The sequence below is a fragment of the Streptomyces sp. NPDC051738 genome (assembly GCF_044453205.1).
Taxonomy (GTDB): Bacteria; Actinomycetota; Actinomycetes; order Streptomycetales; family Streptomycetaceae; genus Streptomyces.
Genome location: NZ_JBITCM010000001.1, coordinates 402155 through 423216 on the forward strand (window position 1 = coordinate 402155; position 21062 = coordinate 423216).

Annotated in this window: 18 protein-coding genes; 8 read left to right on the top strand and 10 right to left on the bottom strand. The window is 70.0% G+C overall.

The features are described 5' to 3' along the window. Positions 1–16 precede the first annotated feature (16 nt). Both ACIA8X_RS01735 and clpB read right to left on the bottom strand, forming a co-directional pair. Entirely contained in the window at positions 17–547 is a 531-nt protein-coding gene (locus tag ACIA8X_RS01735) for a YbjN domain-containing protein (RefSeq protein ID WP_093908722.1), read from the bottom strand. A 141-nt stretch (positions 548–688) separates the two neighbouring features. Beyond that, a complete protein-coding gene (clpB, locus tag ACIA8X_RS01740; RefSeq protein WP_399457548.1) occupies positions 689–3286 on the bottom strand; it encodes an ATP-dependent chaperone ClpB in 2598 nt (865 codons plus the stop codon). Between the two features lie 141 nt (positions 3287–3427). Here clpB and ACIA8X_RS01745 point away from each other — a divergent pair, with 141 nt between their 5' ends. Next, positions 3428–3841, top strand: a complete 414-nt coding sequence (locus ACIA8X_RS01745) for a pyridoxamine 5'-phosphate oxidase family protein (protein ID WP_399457549.1) — start codon at positions 3428–3430, stop codon at positions 3839–3841. 208 nt (positions 3842–4049) lie between these two features. Here ACIA8X_RS01745 and ACIA8X_RS01750 read toward each other — a convergent pair whose 3' ends face one another. Next, positions 4050–4385, bottom strand: a complete 336-nt coding sequence (locus ACIA8X_RS01750; RefSeq protein WP_393449853.1) for a hypothetical protein — start codon at positions 4383–4385, stop codon at positions 4050–4052. A gap of 379 nt (positions 4386–4764) precedes the next feature. Between ACIA8X_RS01750 and ACIA8X_RS01755 the strand changes: the two genes are divergently transcribed. Together ACIA8X_RS01755 and ACIA8X_RS01760 are read left to right on the top strand one after the other, a co-directional pair. After that, positions 4765–5700, top strand: coding sequence for a helix-turn-helix transcriptional regulator (locus ACIA8X_RS01755; protein WP_393449856.1), 936 nt, complete (start codon positions 4765–4767; stop codon positions 5698–5700). A gap of 20 nt (positions 5701–5720) precedes the next feature. Continuing rightward, positions 5721–6710 (top strand): helix-turn-helix transcriptional regulator, encoded by a 990-nt coding sequence (locus ACIA8X_RS01760; protein WP_399457550.1) that lies wholly within the window; start codon positions 5721–5723, stop codon positions 6708–6710. Here the strand turns inward: ACIA8X_RS01760 and ACIA8X_RS01765 are convergent. Further along, positions 6661–7749, bottom strand: a complete 1089-nt coding sequence (locus ACIA8X_RS01765) for a LuxR C-terminal-related transcriptional regulator (protein WP_399457551.1) — start codon at positions 7747–7749, stop codon at positions 6661–6663. The two genes, ACIA8X_RS01760 and ACIA8X_RS01765, sit on opposite strands and share 50 nt — an antisense overlap. A gap of 439 nt (positions 7750–8188) precedes the next feature. Between ACIA8X_RS01765 and ACIA8X_RS01770 the strand changes: the two genes are divergently transcribed. From ACIA8X_RS01770 to ACIA8X_RS01780, 3 genes are read left to right on the top strand one after another with little or no spacing between them, the layout of a single operon-like run. Then, entirely contained in the window at positions 8189–9727 is a 1539-nt protein-coding gene (locus ACIA8X_RS01770) for a circularly permuted type 2 ATP-grasp protein (RefSeq protein WP_399457552.1), read from the top strand. Continuing rightward, complete coding sequence (locus ACIA8X_RS01775) at positions 9724–10656, top strand: alpha-E domain-containing protein (protein WP_393449868.1); 933 nt, start codon at positions 9724–9726, stop codon at positions 10654–10656. Before ACIA8X_RS01770 ends, ACIA8X_RS01775 begins: the two co-directional genes overlap by 4 nt. Before the next feature lie 2 nt (positions 10657–10658). Next, positions 10659–11534 carry a transglutaminase domain-containing protein gene (locus ACIA8X_RS01780; protein WP_393449871.1) on the top strand — a complete coding sequence of 292 codons (876 nt, stop codon included), beginning with the start codon at positions 10659–10661 and terminating at the stop codon, positions 11532–11534. A 98-nt stretch (positions 11535–11632) separates the two neighbouring features. Here the strand turns inward: ACIA8X_RS01780 and ACIA8X_RS01785 are convergent, their stop codons facing one another. Further along, positions 11633–12751 (bottom strand): sugar ABC transporter substrate-binding protein, encoded by a 1119-nt coding sequence (locus ACIA8X_RS01785; protein WP_399457553.1) that lies wholly within the window; start codon positions 12749–12751, stop codon positions 11633–11635. A gap of 391 nt (positions 12752–13142) precedes the next feature. On the opposite strand from ACIA8X_RS01785, the gene ACIA8X_RS01790 reads away from it, so the two are divergent. Together ACIA8X_RS01790 and ACIA8X_RS01795 are read left to right on the top strand one after the other, a co-directional pair. Then, positions 13143–13700, top strand: a complete 558-nt coding sequence (locus ACIA8X_RS01790; RefSeq protein ID WP_393449877.1) for a hypothetical protein — start codon at positions 13143–13145, stop codon at positions 13698–13700. A gap of 143 nt (positions 13701–13843) precedes the next feature. Continuing rightward, entirely contained in the window at positions 13844–15499 is a 1656-nt protein-coding gene (locus ACIA8X_RS01795) for a fibronectin type III domain-containing protein (protein ID WP_399457554.1), read from the top strand. Positions 15500–15581: 82 nt separating this feature from the next. Here the strand turns inward: ACIA8X_RS01795 and ACIA8X_RS01800 are convergent, their stop codons facing one another. The 5 genes from ACIA8X_RS01800 to ACIA8X_RS01820 all read right to left on the bottom strand — a co-directional run bounded on the left by ACIA8X_RS01800 (position 15582) and on the right by ACIA8X_RS01820 (position 20938). Beyond that, a complete protein-coding gene (locus tag ACIA8X_RS01800; RefSeq protein ID WP_393449883.1) occupies positions 15582–16028 on the bottom strand; it encodes a heat shock protein transcriptional repressor HspR in 447 nt (148 codons plus the stop codon). 5 nt (positions 16029–16033) lie between these two features. Further along, positions 16034–17215 carry a molecular chaperone DnaJ gene (gene dnaJ / locus ACIA8X_RS01805; protein ID WP_399457555.1) on the bottom strand — a complete coding sequence of 394 codons (1182 nt, stop codon included), beginning with the start codon at positions 17213–17215 and terminating at the stop codon, positions 16034–16036. Positions 17216–17260: 45 nt separating this feature from the next. Beyond that, positions 17261–17920: a nucleotide exchange factor GrpE gene (gene grpE, locus ACIA8X_RS01810; protein WP_393449889.1), complete on the bottom strand. Its 660-nt coding sequence runs from the start codon at positions 17918–17920 to the stop codon at positions 17261–17263. Then, positions 17920–19779 carry a molecular chaperone DnaK gene (dnaK, locus tag ACIA8X_RS01815; protein ID WP_393449892.1) on the bottom strand — a complete coding sequence of 620 codons (1860 nt, stop codon included), beginning with the start codon at positions 19777–19779 and terminating at the stop codon, positions 17920–17922. Before dnaK ends, grpE begins: the two co-directional genes overlap by 1 nt. A gap of 94 nt (positions 19780–19873) precedes the next feature. Next, positions 19874–20938, bottom strand: a complete 1065-nt coding sequence (locus ACIA8X_RS01820) for an MraY family glycosyltransferase (protein ID WP_399457556.1) — start codon at positions 20936–20938, stop codon at positions 19874–19876. Positions 20939–21062 lie beyond the last annotated feature (124 nt).

Sequence of the window (21062 nt, forward strand, 5' to 3'; positions counted from 1 at the left end):
GAATCTGGGTCGAGGACTACTCCTCGTCATCCTCCGGCTTCTCCGCTTCGTTGATCTCCTGCTCCAGGCCGAGCTGCTCGACGAGCCACTTGTCGAACTCGATGGCGGCCCGTACCCAGCTGACCGTCGACGAGACGAAGTGCTCCAGGGCAACACCCGTGCCGATCAGCATCTGTGCCTCGCCGATCAGGCGGACGGTGCCGTCGTCGTGCGTGTGGCTGTACACCTTGGGCCACAGCGTCCGGCGGTTCCAGTCGTCGATCGACTCGAGAAGCTGGGGCTTCTCGTCGATCTGGTGGGGCCGGTCGTAGAACGTCCGCACCGAGAAGACCTGCTGGTCACCCTCGCCGCGGAACATGAAGTACGTACGGAACTGCTCCCACGGCGCCGCGAGGTCTCCCTCGTCGTCGACGACGTATTTCAGCTCCATCTGGTCGAGGAGCTGCTTCACGAGGTCCTGATCCGGGACGACGGGGCCCGCCGGTCCTTGGGGCTGCGGCTCGGGCTGGCCCCCGAAGTTCGGAATCGAGGACGGGTCGATGCTCACCGTGATTTTCCCTTCGTACGGATTCCGCCATCCTCCCCCATGCGGGGAGGGGGGTTGCAAGCCCTGACGGGACTGTCAGCCCTCGGCTGACTCGAACCGGTCACTACCGACCGGTACCCAATCCCACCGGGTACCCGGAAATCACAGCTTCTTGCCTGTCGCGGGCCCCACGATCAGGCCGTCCCCGAAGGCGTCCACCCGTACCGTGTCGCCGTCCTTGATCTCGCCGGAGAGGATCTCCTTGGCCAGGCGGTCGCCGATGGCGGTCTGGACGAGGCGGCGCAGGGGGCGGGCACCGTAGGCCGGGTCGTTGCCCTCGTCGGCGAGCCAGGCCAGGGCCTCGTCGGTGATCTCCAGGGTGAGGCGGCGTTCGGCCAGGCGCTTGGCGAGGCGGTCGATCTGGAGCCGGGCGATCTTGGCCAGTTCGTCCTTCGCCAGGGCGGAGAAGACCACCAGGTCGTCCAGGCGGTTGAGGAACTCGGGCTTGAAGGAGGTGCGGACCACCTCAAGCACCTGCTCCTTCTTCTCCTCCTCACTGGTGACGGGGTCGACCAGGAACTGGCTGCCCAGGTTCGACGTCAGCACCAGGATCGCGTTGCGGAAGTCGACCGTACGGCCCTGACCGTCCGTCAGCCGTCCGTCGTCCAGCACCTGGAGGAGGATGTCGAAGACCTCGGGGTGCGCCTTCTCGACCTCGTCGAGCAGGACGACGCTGTACGGCCGCCTGCGCACGGCCTCCGTCAGCTGGCCGCCCTCCTCGTAGCCGACGTACCCGGGGGGTGCGCCGACCAGCCGGGCCACGGTGTGCTTCTCGCCGTACTCCGACATGTCGATGCGGACCATCGCCCGCTCGTCGTCGAAGAGGAAGTCCGCGAGGGCCTTGGCCAGCTCGGTCTTGCCGACGCCGGTCGGGCCGAGGAAGAGGAAGGAGCCGGTGGGCCGGTCCGGGTCCGCGATGCCGGCGCGGGTGCGGCGTACGGCGTCCGACACCGCCTGCACGGCCTCCGTCTGACCGATCAGCCGCCTGCCCAGCTCCTCCTCCATGCGCAGCAGCTTCTGCGTCTCGCCCTCCAGGAGGCGCCCGGCCGGAATGCCGGTCCAGGCGGCGACGGTGTCGGCGATGTCGTCCGAGCCGACCTCCTCCTTGACCATCGTGCTCTTGGCGGCCTCCTCCTCGGCCTGCGAGGCGGCCTCCAGGTCCCGCTCCAGGTCCGGGATCTCGCCGTAGAGCAGCTTGCTGGCGGTGTCGAAGTCGCCGTCGCGCTGGGCGCGTTCGGCCTGCCCGCGCGCCTCGTCGAGCCGTTCCTTCAGCTCGCCGACGCGGTTGAGGGACTGCTTCTCCTTCTCCCAGCGGGCGGTCAGGCCGCGCAACTCCTCCTCCTTGTCGGCGAGATCGCGGCGCAGCCGTTCCAGGCGCTCGCGCGAGGCCGGGTCCGTCTCCTTCTCCAGCGCGAGCTCCTCCATCTTCAACCGGTCGACGGCGCGCTGGAGTTCGTCGATCTCGACGGGGGACGAGTCGATCTCCATGCGGAGGCGGGAGGCCGCCTCGTCGACCAGGTCGATGGCCTTGTCGGGGAGGAACCGGGAGGTGATGTACCGGTCGGAGAGGGTGGCAGCGGCCACCAGCGCGCTGTCCGCGATCTGCACCTTGTGGTGGGCCTCGTACCGGCCCTTGAGCCCGCGCAGGATCGCGATCGTGTCCTCGACCGTGGGCTCCGCCACCAGCACCTGCTGGAAGCGGCGCTCCAGAGCGGGGTCCTTCTCGATCCGCTCGCGGTACTCGTCGAGGGTCGTGGCGCCCACCATCCGCAGCTCACCGCGCGCGAGCATCGGCTTGAGCATGTTGCCGGCGTCCATGGCGGAGTCACCGCCGGCCCCGGCGCCCACGACCGTGTGCAGCTCGTCGATGAAGGTGATGATCTGCCCGTCGGAGTCCTTGATCTCCGCGAGCACCGTCTTGAGCCGCTCCTCGAACTCACCCCGGTACTTGGCCCCGGCGACCATGGCGCCGAGGTCGAGCGCGACGAGCCGCTTGTTCTTGAGCGACTCGGGCACGTCCCCCTTGACGATCCGCTGGGCGAGCCCCTCGACGACGGCGGTCTTGCCGACGCCGGGCTCACCGATCAGGACCGGGTTGTTCTTGGTACGGCGGGACAGCACCTGCACGACGCGCCGGATCTCCTGATCCCGCCCGATGACGGGATCGAGCCTGCCCTCGCGGGCCGCCGCCGTGAGGTCGGTGCCGAACCTCTCCAGCGCCTTGTACTGCCCCTCGGGGTCGGCGGTGGTCACCCGGCGCCCGCCGCGCGCCTTCTGGAAGGCGTCCAGCAGCTTCTTCGCACCGGCTCCCTGCTGGGTGAGCACGTCACCCGCCTGGCCGCCCTTGGCCGCGATGCCGATGAGGAGGTGCTCGGTGGAGAGGTACTCGTCCCCGAGCTCCCTGGCCCGCGCCTGGGCGTCCGCGATCACGGCGAGCAGCTCACGGCTGGGCTGCGGGGGCGCCACGGTGGACCCGGTCACGCTGGGCAGCGCGGCGAGCACCTTGTCGGCACCGGCCCGCACGGCCGCCTGATCGGCCTCGACGGCGGCCAGCAGATCGACGATGTTCTCGTTGTCCTGCCCCTGGAGCAGAGCCAGGAGCAGGTGGGCAGGGGTGAGATCGGGGTGCCCGTCGGTCACGGCCCGCTGCTCGGCCGCCCTGATGGCGTCCCGGCTCCGGTTGGTCAGCTCGGCGTCCACGTTCGCTTTCTCCTCCTGGCGTCAGCGTCTCCCAGTACGGACTGAGCACCGGCTCAGTGCTGACTGAATCAGCGTACACAAAGTTGAGTCTATTCCGCTCAAGGTAGTCGGGAGAGGCTTGGTACGGCTAGGTTCCGAGCCATGGCGACACACCCCCAGGATCCTGGCGCGCCGGACGCGCCGTACCTCACCTTCTGGCAGGAGAGGCACCTGTGCACCCTGACGACCCTGCGCCCGGACGGCACCCCGCACGTCGTGCCCGTCGGAGTGACATACGACCCCGAGGCGCGACTTGCTCGGGTGATCACGCGCAAGTCGAGCAGGAAGGTGCGTCATGTGCTGGCCGCCGGCCCGGACGGGGCGCGCGTCGCGGTCTGCCAGATGGACGGCGGGCGGTGGGCCACGCTGGAGGGTCGGGCGTTCGTCCGGACCGAGCCGGAGCGGGTCAGGGACGCGGAGCGGCGGTACGCGGTGCGGTACGGGCGGACGCCGACGCCCAATCCCGAGCGGGTGGTGATCGAGATCGAGCTGACCCGGGCGATGGGGCGAGGGTGACGGAGATCGGGCGACCGGGCCACGGTGGCCGAGTGCGGGCGACTGGCACAGGTGGCCGAATACCGGGCGCCCGGTTTCAGCCACCGCCGGGACGGGCGGATACCGGGAAATGTCCCCAGAAACTGCAGCGGCGTCACCGTGTTCAGGTCACGGTGACGCCGCTGCGGGGGGAAGCACCTGAGCGATCTGTTACGACGGGGGAATCGCGTCAGGCACTGCGGGGGGTGGCTGAGATGGTCCTTGGGGCCGGGGCCTCCGGCTCCACCAGTCGGTGGTCGCGCTGATCCAGGTTGACGAAGATCATTCCGTACCGGACGGCACACCGCACAGGCTGCGGCGCCCCCCGAGGCCGCCGCAGACACCGGTAGGCCCGGACGTCCTCCTCCTCGTCCCGCGTGACGACGACCGGCTCACCGAAGACGGTCACCATCAGCGAGTCACCGGGGTGGGGGATCGCGGTGACCAGGTCGATGAAGTGCCAGCCGGAGCGGTAGGCGGTCGCCATTTCTCTACGGAAGGAGCGGTCGTCGGGTGGGGTCGTCATGCCGGCCCCTCGACGCCGTCCCGCGCGGGAGAGCTGGGCCAGGTACTGTCCCCGGCGATCGTCACAGTCGTGCTTGACGACGGCCATGTGCTGTCCGCTCGCGAGTCGCTCTTCGATTCCGAGAGGCCACTCAGGACTCCGAAGGCCATAACGGTGGAGAAGGCGGCGACAAGAATCGAGCGAAGCATTCTGTTCCGCATAGTCGGCTTCGTCCTCACTTGAAGGTCCCCTCTTCCCCCGTCGAGTAAGACGATGGCTCATTCGGGCACATCATGGCCACACGATCGGTGCATCATGTTCCTGCACGTTCAGGACCCTGGGGGGTGGAGATTTGGAAACGAATCAGACTAAAGCGACACATCCCCATGCGTTGACCGAGATGTGCGCCGAAGGTGGCCGTCTCTATGCGAACGCGCTGCGCACGGGGCGTATCGCCCGCGCGGATGTGGAGCCCGCCCCCTGCCTGATGGAGTTCGCCCTCCTGTACCCCGATCCTGATGACGCGAACTGGCTGATCCCCGTTCCCGCGTCGGTCGCCCTGGCTCAGCGGCTCAATCCCATCGAACGGGAGATCACCGAGCACAGGAGGCTGTCGGTCCAGCTGGCCGAGGCCCTTCAGCCGTTCATGGACCTCAGCACCCAGGTGACGGGGAGCACGCACTCGATCACGGTGCTGGAGGGCGGAGAACGGATCAACGCGGCCCTCAATCTGGCCACAGCCCAGTGCCGGACCGAGATGCTCACGATTCAGCCGAGCAATCGCCTCTCGGAGGCCCAACTCATCCAGGGGCTGGAGCGCGACCGGCCGATGATCGAACGGGGCGCGCGGATACGGACCCTCTATCAGCACACCGCGCGGTACAACCCGGAGAAGCTGGCCTACGTGGCCCAGCTCTCCAACGGAAGGGTGGAGTACCGCACGATCGACGAGCTGGTGGAGCGGCTCATCATCTGTGACGAGGCGGTCGCCTTCATCCCCACCCGAGACGACCAGCAGGTGGCCTTGGAGCTCCGTCACCCCGGGCTCATCCGCTACCTGATCAAGGTCTTCGAGTTCATGTGGAACCGCGCGGTCCCGCTGACCGCCGGCGCACCGTACGAAACGGCCCCCGACGGCATCACCGACATCCAGCACTCCATCGCCAAGCTTCTCGTGGAGGGGCACGTCGACGAGGCCATAGCGCGCCGCCTCGGCATGAACGTACGCACCTGCCGAGCCCACATCGCCAAGCTGGCCGCCGCTCTGGGCAGCGGTAGCCGCGCCCAGCTGGGCTATCTCATAGCCCAGTCAGGAATCCTGGAACAGGAGCACTGAATCTCAGGAGAGGATCAGGCGTGACCTCGGACGCGCACAGCCACGGAGCGGACCAGATGTGCGAGCCGGGTCTGCGGCTGTACGCCCAGGCCCTGCGCGAGGGACGCCTGGGAGCCGGGAGCGTGGTCGACGCGCCGTGTCTGATCGACTTCGGCCTGCTCCAGCCCACGGTCGAGGACCTCGACCGGCTGGAACCCGTAGCACCCGCTCTCGCCCTGCACAGGCTGTTGCGCACCTCGGCGGACCGTGTCGCGGACGAACGACGGCGCGGGGAGCGGTTGGCCGAGACCTTCGAACCGCTCATGCGGATGGATGGGCGGACGACGGCACCGGCGGATCCACCCGCCATCTGCATCCGGAACGGCAACGAGCTGATCAACCAGGCCATCGGCGAGGCCATGGCCGACGCCTGCCGGGAACTCCTCGCCATTCAGCCCTACAACGGGCAGAACCCGGCCACCCGCCTCGCCGCTTCTCTGGACCGCGATCAGGCCATGCTCGACCGGGGCGGCCGTATCCGCACCCTCTACCAGCACACGCAGCGCCATTCCGCCGCCATCATGGGCCGCTACGAGCAGCTCACGGGCGACGCCGAGGCCCGCACGCTCGACGAGGTCACCGACCGGCTCATAGTCATCGACCGGAAGGTCGCCTTCATCCCTGTCAACGTCGCCGACTCCGCCGCCCTGGAAGTCCGGCATCCGGCCCTGGTCGCGTACTTCGCGACCACCTTCGACCGCCTCTGGCGCCTCGCGACCCCCATGTACCCGGAAGCCGTCCAGCAACCCAGCCTCAACGGCGTCACCCCCCGCCAGCACGCCATAGCCGCCCTCCTCGTCGAGGGCCACACCGACTCCGTCATAGCCGACCGCCTAGGCATGAACGTCCGCACCGCCCGCGTCCACATCGCCAAGCTCGCGGCGACCCTGGGCAGCGAGAGCCGGGCCCAACTCGGCTATCTCATCGGCCAGTCGGGGATCCTTGACCAGGGACCCCGGGAGTCCCGGTAGCCCCCGGCGCTGCGGACACCCCGGCCACGCTGATCACCGCGGCCTCGGACGACGACGTCCGTGGACGGTCCAGCCCCACCTGCGCGATCCGCACCCCGAGCTGCGTCCGGTTCGCCGCCCCCAGCGTCTCCGACAGCCGCGCGATGTGCGCCCGGCAGGTCCGCACGCTTATCCCCAGCCGCTCCGCGATCACCGCGTCCTGGTGGCCCTCGGCGAGCAGCGCGGCGATGGACTGTTCGCGGTGGGAGATGCCCTCGATGCCGGTGTCGGGGAGGGGCGCCGTCAGCGGGATCGCCAGCCGCCACAGGCGCTCGAACACCGTCAGCAGGTAGTTCACCAGCGCCGGATGCCGCAGCTCCAACGCCATCGTGCGGTCCGTGTTCGCCGGGATGAAGGCAACCGTGCGGTCGAAGAGGATCAGCCGGTCGATGACCTCGTCCAGCGTGCGGGCCTCGACCGCATCGCCCATCAGCTCAAGGTAGTTGAGCAGGCCCTGGCCGTGCCGGGCCACATGCGTGTACAGGTCGCGCATCCGCACGCCCCGCCCGCGCAGCGCCAGCGCCCGGTGCAGGCCCTCCGTCAGCTCGTGCTCGGGTCGGATGCCGCCGGGCTGCACGGTCAGCACCTGAGTCGTGCACGCCTCCGTCGCCGCGTCCAGGGCCGCCTGGATGCGGGAGGGGCCGTCCAGCACACGGATCGCCGTGCCCTCCGCGCCGGACGCCTGCGGCGGCTGGGGACCGAGCCCGGCGTACCACTCGAAGGCCGCCACCGCCGAGCCCACCCGTCGCTGGCTCGCGCTGACCTCGTCGTACACCCCGCGCAGCAGCCGCGTCATGACCTCCTGCGGGGACGTCGGGACCAGCCAGTCCATGTCGTCGGGGTCGGGGTGCAGCAGCGCCAGCTCCAGCAGGCAGGGCACCTGCTCCGCGTCCCGGCGCGGCACCCGGCCACGCCGTATGGCCCGGGAATACACGCGATCCCCGGCGTCGCACAGCCGGTCGGCACCGTGTGGATGCCCCTCCGTCCCGTGCCCGGCCATCGCCCATCCACCCCCGGTTCTCGCCTCTCTCGCCGGCCCGCCGCTCCGGTGCGCGGTGCCGGCACCCCTGCCGGGGCGCCTCTACAGGGCGTGGCCCTGGTCTAGGGGACCGCCGTGCACAGCCCACGGGCCTACGGTTCGCTCGCGCTTCCGCAGCGCAACTATGCGCGGACCGGCCGTGCTCCGCAACACGGCTTGCGCCGGGACGGGCGCCGTAAACCACCGGTACGCCCCGCTATCTCCGGGCCTCCGCCGGTCGAGTTGCAACAAGCTGATGGTCTCTTCCCAGCCTTTGCGGTGTGCGCAGCAAAGCCGCCGCCGTTCACCCCCGGCGGTGAAGCCGACCGCTCCCGGCGACCCGGACGCCTCCCCTCCGCGTGCCACCTCCCGGAAATCCCCCAGAGATCACCGTGTTACACCCCGCACTTAACGTCAGGCCATGGCGGACATATTTGACGCGTACGCGTTGGCCGACGCGTGGGACGAGATGTTTGAGCGGCCGGGTGAGGTCAGGACCGCCTATGAGCCGGTGCTGGCTGCGCTTCAGCCGATCGAGCCGAGTGAACTCAGGTTCCGGGCCGACCAGATGGCCCGGGCGTTCACCGACCGGGGCGTGACCTACGCCTTCGCGGGCGAGGAGCGGCCCTGGCCGCTGGACCTCGTGCCCCGCATCCTCGACGCCCTCGAATGGGATCTCATACAACGCGGGGTGAGCCAACGGGTCAGGGCCCTGGAGGCCTACCTCGCCGACGCCTACGGGCACGCCCGCGCCTTCGAGGACGGCGTCGTGCCCTGGCGGCTGCTGCTCAACTCCCCGCACTTCCACAGAGCCGCCCACGGGATCGAACCACCGGGCGGGGTCCGCATCCATGTCGCCGGCATCGACCTCGTCCGGGACGAGGCCGGGGACTTCCGGGTGCTGGAGGACAACGTCCGCGTGCCCAGCGGGGTTTCGTACGTCATCGAGAACCGGCGCGCCATGACCCGGATCTTCCCCTCCCTCTTCGCCGAGCAGCACGTCCTGCCCGTCGACGGGTACACGCAGAAACTGCTCGCCGCCCTGCGTGCGGCCGCTCCCGACGGCATCGAGGACCCGCGCGTGGTCGTCCTGACCCCCGGGCCCAGCAACGCCGCCTACTTCGAACACGCCCTGCTGGCCCGGCTGATGGGCGTGCAGCTCGTCGAGGGGCACGACCTCGTCTGCCGCGGCAACCGGGTCTGGATGCGGACGACGCGCGGCGAGGTGCCCGTCCACGTCGTATACCGGCGGCTGGACGACGACTTCCTCGACCCCCTCCACTTCCGCCCCGACTCGGTGATCGGCTGCCCGGGCGTCATGGGCGCGGCCATGGCGGGCAACGTCACACTCGCGAACGCCGTGGGCAACGGCATCGCCGACGACAAGCTCCTCTACACCTACGTACCGGACCTCATCCGGTACTACCTCGGCGAGGAACCGATCCTCCCCAACGTCGAGTCCTACCGGCCCGACGAGCCAGGCCAGTTGGAGGCCGTCCTCGACCAGATCGAGCAGCTCGTCGTCAAGCCCGTCGACGGCGCCGGCGGGCAGGGCATCGTGATCGGCCCCAAGGCCGATCGGGACACCATCGAACGCACTCGCAAAGCCGTCATCGACGATCCGCGCGGCTTCATCGCCCAGCGGCCGGTCGCCCTGTCCACCTCCCCCACCCTCTCGGGCGAGCGGATGGCACCGCGCCACATCGACCTGCGGCCCTTCGCCGTCAACGACGGCAACGATGTCTGGGTGCTGCCCGGCGGCCTCACCCGGGTCGCTCTCCAGGAGGGCAACCTCATCGTCAACTCCAGTCAGGGCGGCGGCTCCAAGGACACCTGGGTGCTCGCGGAGGGCCCGGCGGAACGACCGGCGGCGCCGGCAGCCGTACTGCCCGACGTCGCCCCGCGTCAGCTCGGACCCGACGGCACCCCCACCGTCGTACAGGAAGGGGCGCAGCAGTGAACGACGTGATCCTCTCCCGCATCGCCGAGGCGCTGACCTGGACCGGGCGGTATGTCGAGCGCGCCGACGCCACGGGCCGCATCCTCGACGCCTATCTGCACCGCATGCTGGAGGACCCCTGGCGCGACGAGGACGTGGCCTGCCGGTCGCTGTACGCGATCCTCGGCATGGACGCGGGCGGCGAGCCCGTGGACATGCAGCAGGTGCTCGACCAGCTGGCCTTCGACGCCCGCTCCACCGGCTCCATCGAGGGCGCGCTGGGCGCCGCCCGGCTGAACGCGCGCAGTGCCCGCGAGGCCGTCTCGTCGGAGATGTGGGAGTGCCTGAACTCCACCTGGCACGCGCTGGCCGACCAGCGACTGGCCGCGAGGCGCACGGGGCCGTACGCCTATCTGGAGCTGGTGCGCAGGCGCGCGGCGCTGTTCTTCGGTCTTGCCGACTCGACCATGAGCCGGGACGACAGCTGGCGTTTCGTCGTGCTGGGCCGCAGCCTTGAGCGGGTGGACATGACCGTACGGCTGCTGTCGGTGCGGGTGCTGGACGCCGCCCACGCGCCCGACTGGCCGACCCTGCTGAGCGCGTCCGGCGCGGACGAGGCGTACGCGCGCGTGTACGGCGGTTTCGGCGACACCCCGCGCGTCGCCGAGTTCCTCCTCCTCGACCGCGAGTTCCCGCGCTCGGCACTGCACGCCCTGACCACGGCCGAGGAGTGCCTCACCGCGCTGGGCCGCCCCCGCCAGGACCCCGCGCGCCGCCCGATCGGCCGGATGCGCACCCGCCTCGAATACCTGGACACGCACGCCCTGGAGGAGCAACTGCCCGCACTGCTGAGGGACTTGCAGCAGGCGTGCATGGCCTCGATGGACGCCGTGGCCGACCGGTTCTTCCCGTACCAGGGGCCCGTCGAGTGGGCCCAGGAAGGAGCGTGACCATGACCACGGCTCCCCTGACCGCGGACCCCACCGCGTCGCGCCGCCTCCGTATCAAGCACGTCACGCGTGTCCCGTACGCCCAGCCCGCCGCGTCCTCGCACAACGAGGTCCGCATGACCCCGCTGACGCTGCCCAGCCAGACCACCCTGGACGCCCGGGTCACCATCAGCCCGGCGGCGACCACCTGGGCGTACTGGGACTACTGGGGCACCCAGGTCACCGGCTTCGACCTGATGGACCCGCACGCCGACCTCACCATCACCGCCTCCAGCCTGGTCGAGACCCATCCGCCGGGCCCGCTCCCCGAGGCGCCCGGGTGGGCGGAGGTGGCCGAACGGACGGCGAACTCCCGCCTGTTGGAGTTCGCGGACACTACGGCGCGTACGACGGTCCCGGACGGGCTGATCGCCAAGGCGCGGGAGGCGGCGGCCGGCCTCGACCCGCACGGGACGGCGGTCGCCGTGTCGTCGCTGGTCGCGGACCGGGTGTCGTATCTGCCCGGCGCGACGGGGGTGAACACCTCCGCCGCAGAGGCCTGGGAGCAGGGCGCGGGTGTCTGCCAGGACATCGCCCACGTCACCATCGCCCTGCTGCGCGGGCTGGGGCTGCCGACGCGGTACGTCTCCGGCTATCTGCACCCCGAGCGGGAGGCGGAACCGCACCGTCCGGTGGCCGGGCAGAGCCACGCCTGGATCGAGTACTGGGCGGGCGACTGGTGCGGCTACGACCCCACGAACCGGACCCGGGCCGACGAGTCCCATGTGGTGGTGGGCCGGGGGCGCGACTACGACGACGTCACGCCGCACAAGGGCATCTACCGGGGTGTACCGGGTGGTCCGCCGGAGGTGACGGTGGAGTTCACGCGGGTGGTGTGAACGGGCAGAAGCAGGGGCCCGTCGGAAGACCGACGGGCCCCTTCCTGAAGCCGTAATCAGACAGACGGGCCCCTGCCTGAGGCCGTGTCCGCCGAGCGCTACTTGCTGAGCCCGATCGCCGCGCAGCCGGCCTTGTACTCGGCCGTGCAGATCTCGGACAGCTCGTAGATCCCGTCGGCGAGGACGGTCTTCTTGATGTTGTCCCTGGTCAGCGCGACCACGGGGACCAGCAGGGACGGGATGTCCTTGTCGGTCGGGCTGTCGACCCGGTCCTGGGTGAGGGAGTCGAACTGGATGTCCTTGCCCTGGACCTTGGCCACGGCCATCTGCGCGGCGCTCTCGGCCTCCTGCGGGTACGACTTGTACACGCTCATGAACTGCTCGCCGCTCACGATCCGCTGGACGCCGTCCAGTTCGGCGTCCTGCCCGGTGATCGGCGGCAGCTCGGACACGCCCGCGGCCTCCAGGGCCTTGATGACGCCGGCGGCCATGCCGTCGTTGGCGGAGTAGACGCCCTTGATGTTGTTCACGCCGATCGCCTTGATCGCCTCGGCCATGTTGGCCTGGGCGTTCTCCGGCTTCCAGTCCTTGGTGTCGTACGACTTGGCGATGTCCACCGTGCCGTTGAGCTCGGAGAGGGCGCCCGCCTTGAACTGCTTGGCGTTCGGGTCGGTGGGCGAGCCGTTCATCATGACGATCTTGTCGGAGGAGTCGACCTCCCCCATGGCCTCAAGCAGCGTGCGCGCCTGGACCTCGCCGACCAGTTCGTTGTCGAAGGACACGTAGGCGTCGATGGGGCCCTCGGCCAGGCGGTCGTAGGCGATGACCGGGATGCCGGCGTCCTTGGCCTTCTGCACGCCGTCGGCGATGGCGTGCGAGTCGACGGCGTCCAGCAGGATCACGTCGACCTGGTCGTCGATCATCTGCTGCAGCTGGTCCGCCTGCTTGGACGCGTCCGCGTCCGCGTTCTGGTAGTCGACCCTGCCCTGCTTGTCGGTGAGCTCCAGGACCTTGTTCCTGATGATGGGGAAGTCGAACTTGTCGTAGCGCGTGTTCGCCGTCTCCGGCAGCAGCAGCCCCACGGTGACGTCGTTCCCCTTGGTCGGGCTCGCCTCGCTGCTGTCCCCGGTGACGCCCAGAGCCCCGCACGCGGCCAGCGAGAGGGTCATCGTGGATGCGGCGGCCACGGCGGTGGCGGTACGACGCAGGGGGCGCATGGGACGCATAGAGGAGCTCACTTCTGGTGCCTTCGGGACACGGACGCGCCATTGCGCCCAGGTGTCTGAAAAGCCAACGCGTCGTCGCCCCTCAGCGTCAAGCGGAATCACTTAACGAGTGCGCAACGCCACGCTCCGCTGAGCATGTGAAGACATGACGGACTGCCTCCAAACGCCCATTACACCCCCTCCACCGAACCTTGGTCGACGAGTCGACCAAGATCAGCACAAGCACTCCATTCCACGCGAGTCGCAGTCGGGGCACGTGCGCGACACCGTCCGGCTCTCGATCAGAGGACCGAACGAACCCGGCCAGCCGCACGGCCCGCCGAACCGGCGGCCGCGTGCGCGACCATGATCAGCACGAGGCGATACAGCGAAGGAAGACCTGATGCCCAAGAACCCGGCACCCGCGACCACGGACCGGCACGACGAGCACGAGGACGAGCACGAGCACGAGGACGACCGGTTCGGCGCGATAGCGGTCCGGCTCGACACCGGGCTGGGCGAGGTCATCGTCGAGGGCGAGTCGGTGCCCCGGATCGAACTGCGCCGCGCGGAAGGGGCCGAGGCCGAGGAGCACGTCCCGGTCGGCACCCGGGACGGGAGCCGGCTCACGCTGACCGTGGACGGCGAGGAGGTCGTCCTCGCCCCCGCCAAGGGTCGGCTGAGCCGTCGCTCGTACCGCGTCGACGTCCGCCACGAGGGCCGCGTCTGGCGCCTGGTGCCGGACTCCGTCCCGGGCAGCCGCCTGCTGCGGGACGGGCGGCACATCGGCGACTTCTCCTCGGACGGCGACGGACGCGTGCTCGCCGAGTGGCGCGAGGACGCCGAGCCGGAGCCCCTGGACGCGGCCCTCGGCTACGCGCTCGCCGCCGCTTTCGGCACGGGCGCCCGGCCCTGGTGGATGATCGCGACGGAGATGGCCGGCGACATGATCCCCGGCTGACGTCCCGCCCAGTGGCCGTCGTACAACCCATGGCCGCACAACCCATGGCCGTACAGCCAATGGTCGTACAACCAATTCCGGCCCCGGCGAGTCCTGTTCGGCGACGGTGATGATCACCGTCGCCGAACAGACCGAAGGACCCGATGAACCCAGCCAGACGCACGACCGCCGCGACCGCGGCGACGGTCGTGCTCGTGACCGCGGGCGGCCTCCTCACGGCCACCGTCGCGCCCGCCTCCGCCGCAGTGACCTGCGCATCGCCCGTCTTCAAGCGGCAGTTCTTCGCGAACACCACCCTTTCGGGCACCGCCAAGAAGACCGACTGCGACACCGCCATCGACCAGAACTGGGGCACCGGCGCCCCGGCCTCGGGCCTCCCGAAGGACAGGTTCTCCGTCCGCTGGACCCTGACCCGCGACTTCGGCTCCGGCGGACCCTTCTCCTTCTCCGCCTCCGCCCAGGACGGCATCCGCGTCTACCTGGACGGCAAGCTCAGGATCGACCTCTGGAAGAACGTGTCCACGACGGTCAGGAAGACCGTCAACGTCACGATCCCGGCCGACAAGCACACCCTCCGCGTCGACTTCGCCCACTGGACCGGCACGGCGAACGTCAAGTTCGGCTACACGCCGCGCACCTCCGCCGCCGTCGACAAGGTCAAGCCCCTTGCCCCGACGGCGCCTTCGGTGTCGTACGACGCGGCGACCGGCAAGGCGAAGGCGACCTGGGCGAAGAACAAGGAGATGGACCTCGCGGGGTACCGCGTCTACCGGCGGCTGAAGGGCACGCCGTTCGGCAGCACACCGCTCGCGACGACCACCTCCACGACGTACACGGACGCCACCCTGCCGGTGACCGGCGCGACGTACTACTACCAGGTACGCGCCTACGACAAGGCCGGCAACGAGTCGACGGGCACGGCGGAGAAGGCCGTCACCACCGTCGACCGCACCGCCCCGGGCCAGGTCACCGGCCTCACGGCGACGGGCACCACCGCGGGCAACACGCTCACCTGGCAGCCCTCTTCCGCACCGGACGTCCACCACTACGAGGTGTGGGGCGCGCCCGACGGGCAGCAGGACCCGGACGGGCCCGAGACGCTGCTCGGCACGTCCTACACGGACTTCACCGCCGCGACAGGGACCGCCTACACGTACCGGGTGCACGCGGTCGACGGCGCCATGAACGTCTCCCCGGTCTCCGCCCCGGTGACGGTCACGCGGCCCGAGCCCAGCGGCACACCCGCCCCGACCGGGCTCACCGCTGTCCGCCACGACGACCGGACCGAGCTCCACTGGGACGCGGCCGAGGGCTCCGGCCAGTTCCGCGTCTACCGCCGCACCGACGGCGCCTGGACCGCCCTCGGCACCACGCTCGGCAACGGCTGGGACGACCGCGGCGCTCCGGCGGGCAAGGCGTTCTACTACGTCGCCGCCGTGGACGGCACGGCTGCCGAGTCGGCGCCCTCCGACCAGCTCACCGTCGACCGGCTCACCCCCGCCACCGCGACCGGCCCGGCCGCGCCGCGGCTGACGCTGGTCTCGACGGGGATTCCCGCGCGGGCCGCCATCCAGGTCACCGCCAAGGCCGGCCCGGGCGACGAAGGACGGGTGCTGAAGGGGTACTCCTGGGAGATCGACGGCGCCTGCGGATCCAGCGGCACCCAACTGTCGACGACGGGTGCCCTCTCCTGGACGCCGCCCTACAACGGCCCGTGCATGGTCACCGTGTACGCCGTGGACGCCTACGGGCGTCAGGGTGCCCAGAGCTCCTCGCTGGAGTTCTTCGTCGGCCGCTGACCGACGTCGGCATCCGACCGGCACATGAAGCGGGGCCCGGAGGTTCGGTCGAACCTCCGGGCCCCGTCACGTGTACGGCTGTCTAGTCCTTGGCCTTCTTCGGCCGCCAGACCACCAACGCGCTGGTCTGCTGGACCTCCTGATACGGCACCAGATCACGGCGGTACGACGCGTGCACCGCCGCCTCACGCTGCTGCATCGCCGCCGCCGCGCCGTCCAGGGCGCCCTGCAGTTCCGCGACCCGGGACTGCAGCGCGGCGACCTGGTTCTCCAGTTCGATGATGCGCTTGATGCCGGCCAGGTTGATGCCCTCGTCCTGCGACAACTGCTGGACGGTACGCAGCAGTTCGATGTCGCGGGCCGAGTAGCGCCGGCCCCGGCCGGCGGTGCGGTCCGGGGACACCAGGCCCAGACGGTCGTACTGACGCAGCGTCTGCGGGTGCAGCCCGGAGAGCTGGGCCGCCACCGAGATGACGTAGACCGGGGTCTCCTCGGTCAGTTCATACGGGTTGCGTCGACGACCGTCCATCTGACTCATGCTCCCTTCGCGGCCTGGAACAGCTCCGCCCGCGGGTCCTCGTCCGCGGTCGCCTCGCGATACGCCTCCAGTGCGTCACGAGCCTTCCCCGTCAGGTCCTTCGGAACACTCACCTCGACGGTGACCAGGAGGTCGCCGCGGGTGCCGTCCTTGCGGACCGCGCCCTTGCCCCGCGCCCGCATCGTACGGCCGTTGGGCGTGCCGGGCGGCAGTTTCAGGGTGACCGGCGGTCCGCCCAGGGTGGGGACCCTGACCTCGCCGCCGAGCGCCGCCTCCGTGAACGTCACGGGGACGGTGACCGTGAGGTTGTCGTCCTTGCGGCCGAACACCGGGTGCGCGTCGACGTGCACGGTGACGTACAGATCGCCCGCCGGGCCGCCGCGTTCGCCGGGCGCTCCCTTGCCGCGCAGCCGGATGCGCTGGCCGTCCGACACCCCGGCCGGGATGCGGACCTGCATGGTCCGGGACGACTTCGCGCGGCCGCTGCCCTTGCACTCCAGGCACGGGTGCTCGGCCATCAGGCCGCGCCCCTTGCAGTCCGGGCAGGGGTCGGTCAGCGAGAAGCCGCCGCCCGAACCCCGGGCCACCTGGCCGGTGCCGACACAGGTCGGGCACACCCTGGGCGTGCCGTTCTTGTCGCCGGTACCTGCGCAGGCCTTGCAGGGCGACTGCGAGGACATCCGCAGCGGGACCGTCGCTCCCTCGATCGCCTCGGTGAAGCTGAGGGTGACCTCGGTGTCGATGTCCTGGCCGCGCCGGGGCTGGGTGCGGGTACCCGGACCCGTGCCGCCGCGGTTGAACAGGCCCCCGAAGACGTCCCCGATTCCGCCGCCGAAGCCGCCGGAACCCCCTTGGCCCTGGGCGCCGCCTCCGAAGAGGTCGCCCAGGTCGAAGTTGAAGGAGCCGCCCGCGCCGCCCGGCCCCGGGCGGAAGCCGCCGTTGCCGAAGAGGGCGCGAGCCTCGTCGTACTCCTTGCGCTTCTTGGGGTCGCCGAGGACGTCGTTCGCCTCGGAGATCTCCTTGAAGCGCTCCTCCGCCTTGGCGTTGCCCTTGTTGGCGTCCGGGTGGTTCTCGCGGGCGAGCTTGCGGTACGCCTTCTTGATCTCGGCTTCGGTGGCGTCCTTGGGGACGCCGAGGACCTTGTAGAAGTCCTTCTCGATGAAGTCCTTGGTGCTCATCCCCGACGTCCCTCCTCCCTGATCGGGTTTTCCGTCAGTTCAACGTCAGCCCTCGTCCGGGCCACCGTTCTCCTTGTCGTCGCCGGCCGCCTCGGTCGCCTCCTCCGCCTTGACGGTCTGCGCGCCCGGCTGGGGCTCGGCGACGGCCACCCGCGCGGGGCGGATGGTGCGCTCGCCGATGCGATACCCCGGCTGGAGGATCGCGACGCAGGTCGTCTCGGTGACGTCCGGAGCGTAGGAGTGCATCAGGGCCTCGTGGATCGTCGGGTCGAAGGGCTCGCCCTCCTTGCCGAAGGCCTGCAGGCCCATCTTCGCCGCGACGGTCTCCAGCGACTCCGCGACGGACTTGAATCCGCCGACGAGTTCGCCGTGTTCCCGCGCGCGGCCGATGTCGTCGATCACGGGCAGGAGCTCGGTCAGGAGGTTCGCAATGGCGATCTCCTTGACCGTGATCCGGTCCCGCTCCACACGGCGGCGGTAGTTCTGGTACTCGGCCTGGAGCCGCTGGAGGTCCGCCGTGCGCTCACCGAGCGCCGTACGCACCTGATCCAGCTGGGCCACCAGGCCCGCGTCTGCTGCTCCGTCCCCGGCCGGGGCCGCCCCCTCGCCGTTCGGCGGGGTTGCGGCCTTCGACTCGGCGTCGTCAGGGGTCGCGCCGGAGGGGACGTCGGGCCTCTCCTCGAAGCCCGGGGTCTCCTCCGTCATTACGCGGCCCCGTCCTTGCGCTCGTCGTCCACGATCTCGGCGTCGACGACGTCGTCGTCAGCGGCCTTGCCACCCGGGGCGGCGCCCTCCGGACCACCGGCGGCACCCTCCGGACCGGCAGCGGCCTGGGCGTCGGCGTACATGGCCTGGCCCACCTTCTGCGAGACCGCGGCGACCTTCTCGGTGGCGGTGCGGATCTCGGCGGTGTCCTCGCCCTTGAGCGCGGTCTTCAGCTCCTCGACGGCGGCCTCGACCTCGGTCTTGACCTCACCGGGGACCTTGTCCTCGTTGTCCTTGAGGAACTTCTCCGTCTGGTAGACGAGCTGCTCGCCCTGGTTGCGGGTCTCGGCGGCCTCGCGGCGGGCGTGGTCCTCCTCCGCGTACTTCTCGGCCTCTTCGCGCATCCGGTTGACCTCGTCCTTCGGCAGCGAGGAGCCACCGGTGACGGTCATCTTCTGCTCCTTGCCCGTGCCGAGGTCCTTGGCCGTGACGTGCATGATGCCGTTGGCGTCGATGTCGAAGGCGACCTCGATCTGCGGGACACCGCGCGGGGCCGGCGGCAGACCGGTCAGCTCGAACATCCCGAGCTTCTTGTTGTACGCCGCGATCTCGCGCTCGCCCTGGTAGACCTGGATCTGCACGGACGGCTGGTTGTCCTCGGCCGTCGTGAAGATCTCGGACCGCTTGGTCGGGATCGTGGTGTTGCGCTCGATGAGCTTGGTCATGATGCCGCCCTTGGTCTCGATACCGAGGGACAGCGGGGTCACGTCGAGGAGCAGGACGTCCTTGACCTCACCCTTGAGGACACCGGCCTGCAGGGCGGCGCCGATGGCGACGACCTCGTCCGGGTTGACGCCCTTGTTGGCGTCCTTGCCGCCGGTCAGCTCGCGCACGAGCTCGGCGACGGCGGGCATCCGGGTGGAGCCACCGACGAGGACGACGTGGTCGATCTCGTTGATGGAGACGTTGGCGTCCTTCATCACGTTGAAGAACGGGGTCTTGCAGCGCTCCAGCAGGTCGGCCGTCAGCTGCTGGAACTGAGCCCGGGTGAGCTTCTCGTCCAGGTGCAGCGGGCCCTCGGCGGAGGCGGTGATGTACGGCAGGTTGATCGAGGTCTCGGTGGAGGAGGACAGCTCGATCTTGGCCTTCTCGGCGGCCTCGCGGAGGCGCTGGAGGGCCATCTTGTCCTTGCCGAGGTCCACGCCGTGGCCGCTGGCGAACTGCTTGACCAGGTAGTCGACGACGCGCTGGTCCCAGTCGTCACCACCGAGGTGGTTGTCACCGTTGGTGGCCTTCACCTCGACGACGCCGTCACCGATCTCCAGCAGGGACACGTCGAAGGTGCCGCCACCGAGGTCGAAGACGAGGATCGTCTGGTCGTCCTTGTCGAGGCCGTACGCGAGCGCGGCCGCGGTGGGCTCGTTGACGATGCGCAGGACGTTCAGACCGGCGATCTCGCCGGCCTCCTTCGTGGCCTGGCGCTCGGAGTCGTTGAAGTACGCCGGGACGGTGATGACCGCGTCGGTCACCTTCTCGCCCAGGTAGGACTCGGCGTCCCGCTTCAGCTTCTGGAGGATGAAGGCGGAGATCTGCTGCGGGTTGAAGGGCTTCCCGTCGAGCTCCATCTTCCAGTCGGTGCCCATGTGGCGCTTCACGGAACGGATGGTCCGGTCCACGTTGGTGACCGCCTGGCGCTTGGCCACCTCGCCGACGAGCACCTCGCCGTTCTTGGCGAAGGCGACGACGGACGGCGTGGTCCTGGCACCCTCGGCGTTGGTGATGACGGTGGGCTCGCCGCCTTCGAGAACGCTGACGACGGAGTTAGTCGTGCCCAGGTCGATGCCGACCGCACGTGCCATGGTTGATTCCTCCAGCTGACTTGAGTGGAACGGACTCAAGTGTGCATGACGCCTGGCACCCGGTCAACAGAGGTGAGTCGACCCCGCTCAACTCTTATCCGTTCCTTACACGCAACTGGGCTCTGACCTGCGTAGATGTGACGTGAGTGGACGTCCGCGTGGTATCCCCTACGGGGAAATAGGGTTGACGCCGAGGCCCGTAGACCTTGATCCGCAGCAGTCCGAGTACGGCGATGAGGGCGACCGCCGCCACCCAGTACAACCCGGACACCGCGAGCCATCCCATGTGCACGAGAACCCCGACGAGCACCCCGGCGAAGGCGGCGACCCCCAGCAGGACGGCCGCGCCCGGCGGGGTGAGGCCGAGGCGGCGCAGTCGGTGGGCCAGGTGATCCGGGCCACCGCGCAGCAGTGGCCGCCCGGCCAGCCGGCGGGACAGCGTCACAAGGAGCACGTCGGCGGTGGCGAGGGCGGTGAGCGAGTAGAGGATGCCCACGCTCGACACCGGATCGCGTCCGGCCCGGGTCATCACGGCCGAGGCCGCCACCACGAACCCGACGAACAGGGACCCGCACGACCCGAACCCGATCCGCGCGGGCGGCCAGTTGTGCATGAGGAACCCGGTCAGCGCGGCGGCCAGCACGCTGAGCAGCACGGCGAGTTCGTCCATCACCTCGGCCGCCGCGAGCACACCGACACCGAAGGCGGTGACGACCCCGACGGTGCCGGCCAGCCCGTCCGCATGGTCGAGCGCCTTGAAACCGACGGTGACGAGGACGATCAGACCGACGGCCGGCACCCCCAGCCAGAACCCCGTCTCGCCGTACGGCACCACGCAGGCCGCCGCCACGGCCGTACCGCCGACCAGGAACCGCGCCTTCACCCGCCGCACGTCGGCGACCAGCCCGAGCAGGGCGACGGCGCCCGCGGCGATCAGCAGCCGCCGGATCTCGGGGCCCAGCGGGGCGACCCCCGCCCACTCCCAGCCGGCCACGACCAGGCAGGTGGCGAGGACGACGGCCAGACCGCCGAACAACGGCAGGGGCCGCTGCCGCCGACGGTCGATGATGCCGAGGCGCAGCGCGGGCAGCCGGAACAGCGCCGACAGGAAGGCGGCGAGGAGAAGGGCGGCGGTGGCGGCGGCGATCCCGTACAGCACGGAGCTAGGTTAGTGCCGTATATCCCTTTTTGAGACGAATAACACGTTCGGATCTTAAGGCAACCCTCAGCGACTCAGATCACCCCGCACCTGGCTACAGTGCGACGGAAGATGGGGGTAGTCT

Excerpts from the sequence above, each read along its gene's own strand:
- ACIA8X_RS01745 (WP_399457549.1), top strand. The coding sequence starts at position 3,428 with ATGGCGACACACCCCCAGGATCCTGGCGCGCCGGACGCGCCGTACCTC.
- ACIA8X_RS01750 (WP_393449853.1), bottom strand. The coding sequence starts at position 4,385 with ATGACGACCCCACCCGACGACCGCTCCTTCCGTAGAGAAATGGCGACC.
- ACIA8X_RS01755 (WP_393449856.1), top strand. The coding sequence starts at position 4,765 with ATGTGCGCCGAAGGTGGCCGTCTCTATGCGAACGCGCTGCGCACGGGG.
- ACIA8X_RS01765 (WP_399457551.1), bottom strand. The coding sequence starts at position 7,749 with ATGGCCGGGCACGGGACGGAGGGGCATCCACACGGTGCCGACCGGCTG.
- ACIA8X_RS01770 (WP_399457552.1), top strand. The coding sequence starts at position 8,189 with ATGGCGGACATATTTGACGCGTACGCGTTGGCCGACGCGTGGGACGAG.
- ACIA8X_RS01780 (WP_393449871.1), top strand. The coding sequence starts at position 10,659 with ATGACCACGGCTCCCCTGACCGCGGACCCCACCGCGTCGCGCCGCCTC.
- ACIA8X_RS01785 (WP_399457553.1), bottom strand. The coding sequence starts at position 12,751 with ATGCGCCCCCTGCGTCGTACCGCCACCGCCGTGGCCGCCGCATCCACG.
- ACIA8X_RS01790 (WP_393449877.1), top strand. The coding sequence starts at position 13,143 with ATGCCCAAGAACCCGGCACCCGCGACCACGGACCGGCACGACGAGCAC.
- ACIA8X_RS01795 (WP_399457554.1), top strand. The coding sequence starts at position 13,844 with ATGAACCCAGCCAGACGCACGACCGCCGCGACCGCGGCGACGGTCGTG.
- ACIA8X_RS01800 (WP_393449883.1), bottom strand. The coding sequence starts at position 16,028 with ATGGACGGTCGTCGACGCAACCCGTATGAACTGACCGAGGAGACCCCG.
- dnaJ (WP_399457555.1), bottom strand. The coding sequence starts at position 17,215 with ATGAGCACCAAGGACTTCATCGAGAAGGACTTCTACAAGGTCCTCGGC.
- grpE (WP_393449889.1), bottom strand. The coding sequence starts at position 17,920 with ATGACGGAGGAGACCCCGGGCTTCGAGGAGAGGCCCGACGTCCCCTCC.
- dnaK (WP_393449892.1), bottom strand. The coding sequence starts at position 19,779 with ATGGCACGTGCGGTCGGCATCGACCTGGGCACGACTAACTCCGTCGTC.